The 2,785-nt window shown below is 29.4% G+C and carries 4 protein-coding genes and 1 pseudogene; 4 read left to right on the top strand and 1 reads right to left on the bottom strand.

Features of this window, described 5'->3' with window-relative positions; translation table 11 throughout:
* The 4 genes and pseudogenes from B2671_RS06600 to B2671_RS06585 all read left to right on the top strand — a co-directional run.
* Positions 1-244 (top strand): annotated as a pseudogene (locus B2671_RS06600) (hypothetical protein); the annotation flags it as partial.
* 418 nt (positions 245-662) lie between these two features.
* On the top strand, positions 663-1,448 hold the full coding sequence (locus B2671_RS06595) for a pseudouridine synthase (protein ID WP_346869693.1): 786 nt from the start codon (positions 663-665) through the stop codon (positions 1,446-1,448).
* Between the two features lie 65 nt (positions 1,449-1,513).
* A complete protein-coding gene (locus B2671_RS06590) occupies positions 1,514-1,948 on the top strand; it encodes a GNAT family N-acetyltransferase (protein ID WP_346869692.1) in 435 nt (144 codons plus the stop codon).
* Positions 1,949-2,028: 80 nt separating this feature from the next.
* Positions 2,029-2,226 carry a hypothetical protein gene (locus B2671_RS06585; RefSeq protein ID WP_346869691.1) on the top strand — a complete coding sequence of 66 codons (198 nt, stop codon included), beginning with the start codon at positions 2,029-2,031 and terminating at the stop codon, positions 2,224-2,226.
* Positions 2,227-2,256: 30 nt separating this feature from the next.
* On the opposite strand, the gene B2671_RS06580 is transcribed toward B2671_RS06585, so the two are convergent.
* A partial coding sequence (locus B2671_RS06580) for a DNA alkylation repair protein (RefSeq protein ID WP_346869690.1) occupies positions 2,257-2,785 on the bottom strand: 529 nt, incomplete at its 5' end.

Here is a 2,785-nt window from a genome sequence, read left to right as displayed (position 1 = left end):
TTCAGATCCAGTAATTGGACGCAATCCTTGTGGTCAGAGTTTTTTCTCTACAGAATTCTTTAATGAAAAACCTTTTACTGAATTAGTAAGAGCAGATATTGCTGAAGTTGATATTCATACAAATCCAACTATAAATTGCATAGTTCCTACAGAACAAATATTTACTGAATTTACAGAAAAAGTAGTAGTGAATTTAACACTAAAAGTCCTACAAGAACAACAGGTAAAAATTTCAGCATTATAATTATTAAATAATATAAATCTAAAAGTGTAATATTACTAAATGAATATAAATATAAAAATTTTTTATTACTTGATAATATTAAACAGACCTAAAATCTACGAAGAGAGGTTTTGGGTCTGTTTTAAGAATAGATAAATATTCATTAATTTATATTGTAATTGAATGTCATAAATTGGTTTCTATTAAATGGTGTAAAATTGTTTTGAGAAGGCATGTTTATTTAAAAATAGTGGATTAGGATATGATTTAATATTACCTTAGTCCATTTTTATGTTCAGATTATATGTATAAGAATACTATCTTATTAAGAAATTAACATCTTTACTCATAGACTAAACTGTTATATATTAAAAGAGTTACTAATTACTTATGAAAAGAGAATTAAAAGTATTTTGCACATGAAAAGAAGAGGATAAACATGAGATTAGATAAATTTTTAGCAGTATCATTCATTGAGACACGCAAAAGGAGTAGGGATTATATTAAGGAAGGAAAAGTTAAAGTAAATGGGGAAGTGATAACAGAACCTGCAATGGAAATTAAGGAGAGTACTGATATTATTGAGTATCTTGATAAAGTAGTTGATTATAGAGAAAAGGTGTATTATATGTTTCATAAACCTGCAGGATGTATTACTGCAAGAAAGGATGCTGATAATAAAACAGTATTTGATTTTTTTCATGAGGATAATACAAATGGAATATTTCATGTTGGAAGATTAGATAAAGATACAGAAGGATTATTGCTTTTTACCAACGATGGTGATTTTGATCATCAATTAATGTGCCCAGAAAGGCATGTTGAAAAGAAATATTTCTTTTGGGCATTGGGTTCATTAGATGAGGAAGATAGGAATAGATTAGAGAATGGAATTTCCATTGGAGAAGGTGAAGCATTAACAAAGCCTGCTAAAATTGAGGTGGTGAAATGTGGGAACTATGAAGAGTTAGAACAGGAAACTGATATTGGAAAGTTCTATAAAATAGAGTCAAAGTATCATCATCAATCCGTTGTCTGTGGATATCTTACAATTTCTGAAGGGCGTAAGCATCAAGTTAAGCGTATGTTAAAGGCAGTAGGTTGTTATGTGGTATATTTAAAGAGGATATCTATTGGGGGAATAACCTTAGATGAAACCCTTGAAAAAGGGCAGTATCGAATGCTTACAGAAGAGGAAGTTCAAAAGTTAGTTGGGAAATTATAATTTTTAAATAGATATGTATTGACAATTGGAGTATTATTAAGGACTATTGGAGGGATGTGATTAATATGAATGAAATTTTTGATGTTTCTTATAATGAGATTGAAGTTATCAAGAACTTATGGGAAGAAAACAGACAGTATCATGAAAGTACTTCACAATACTTTAGGGAATCCTATAGGTATATTAGCTTTGAGGAGAGAAATAAAGTTTTTGAGAACAAGACAATAAAAATTACTGTTGCTAAAAGTGATGATGGATGTATTGGATATTGTATATCAACAATAATTGACGGACAAGGAGAAATTGAATCACTTCACGTTGATGAGAATAATAGAGGAAAAGGCATTGGTAAGAAACTTGTAATTAAGCATATGGAATGGTTTAAAGAAAATAATTGCAGAGTAATTGGGGTAACCGTTTCACAAGAGAATGAAAGTACCATAGGGTTTTATAAGAAACTTGGATTCTTTCCCAATACTTTGTATATGCAACAACTTTAGTATAGAGTAAGGGCGTTACTTTGATTATATCCTTAGTTGTTATTTTGTAATTGAAAAAATATTTTTTTCCAGAGACGGCAATGGCAAGTAATCTTAATAAAAGCATTGTTGCAAGAGAGATGAGAAAGAGGAAAAATGGAAAAGCGACACAACATATTAATGAATATAGAAGGAGTTATAAAATGATAGATAATTTTAAAACGCGCAGAAGCTTAGGCACCTATAATATGGATAATATAACTCTTAACATGAAGAAGTTGTTTAAAAGTGACCTGTAGCAGTTTATAAACTGTTAGAGGTCACTTTTTTTATTTTCGTTTCATATTTTTTATTAGACATTTAGTATCCTTATCTATTTGTAATGATTCGGTAATTTTTTGTAAAGCTTTGTTATAGGTCATATCATCTAAAGTATTATTTTTAAGAAATTTTATTGTTTTTTCTGGAAATTTAATATAACAGATAGATATGGCCCAAGCCACTGACATTTTAACGTAATACCCTGGATGTTTAATGCAATCCAATAGCTTTAATGTTTCATCGATATGATTATCATCTATATAATAAAAAAGAAGCATGACTATTCCAAAACGTACATGATACTCATCGGTATCTGAAAGATAGGACATCAAATATTTCCACATTTCCTTTGGGTATTGTTTAGGAAGCTTTAATCCACTACAAAAGCTATCGCATACTGACCAATTATCAATTTTATTAACAAAGGTTGTAATGTATGGCAATATATCAGAAAGCTCAGATTTTACATAACCAATGGTCATTCCCTGAAGCATAATTTCTTCGAAGGTGTCATCAGATGCATTTTGTAAATAGTAC

The organism is Clostridium sp. UBA5119, assembly GCF_002414285.1.
GTDB lineage: Bacteria > Bacillota > Clostridia > Clostridiales > Clostridiaceae > Clostridium_J > Clostridium_J sulfidigenes.
This window is presented reverse-complemented; position numbering and strand designations above follow the sequence as displayed.

What these genes read in the sequence shown, in the direction of transcription:
- B2671_RS06595 (WP_346869693.1), top strand. Translation starts at nt 663, where the DNA reads ATGAGATTAGATAAATTTTTAGCAGTATCATTCATTGAGACACGCAAA.
- B2671_RS06590 (WP_346869692.1), top strand. Translation starts at nt 1,514, where the DNA reads ATGAATGAAATTTTTGATGTTTCTTATAATGAGATTGAAGTTATCAAG.
- B2671_RS06585 (WP_346869691.1), top strand. Translation starts at nt 2,029, where the DNA reads ATGGCAAGTAATCTTAATAAAAGCATTGTTGCAAGAGAGATGAGAAAG.